The sequence below is a fragment of the Paraburkholderia sp. SIMBA_054 genome (assembly GCF_046534875.1).
GTDB lineage: Bacteria > Pseudomonadota > Gammaproteobacteria > Burkholderiales > Burkholderiaceae > Paraburkholderia > Paraburkholderia hospita.
The window spans coordinates 1-288 of record NZ_JAWRXV010000563.1; the positions used below are offsets into that span (position 1 = coordinate 1).

Consider the following 288-nt stretch of genomic DNA (forward strand, 5'->3'; position numbering starts at 1 on the left):
CGGGCCCAGTCCAGGCCTGCTAGCTCGGCGTCCCCTTCACTTCCAAAGTGACCAAGGATACCCGAAGCATGGATTAGCTTACCGCCAAGCGTGATGGTTCCGCTCGCTGCATAGCGCTCCGGCTGCAGGATGCCCTCCTGCTCAGGAATGGCGTGCCCCCAGACATCGTAGCCCTGATAGCTTTGCGACTGCATCAGCGGATAACCTGCACGGATGCCACGCGGCTTCTGACGCGAAGCACATTGCCTTCGGGTGTGATTTGCCGCGGAATCTCGGACATGCCCGGTT

At 60.8% G+C, this 288-nt stretch carries 1 protein-coding gene; it reads right to left on the bottom strand.

All coding sequences use genetic code 11. The features are described from left to right. Positions 1-194: hypothetical protein (locus SB822_RS56350; protein ID WP_410859012.1), on the bottom strand; the 194-nt coding region annotated here is incomplete at its 3' end. Positions 195-288: the final 94 nt, after the last annotated feature.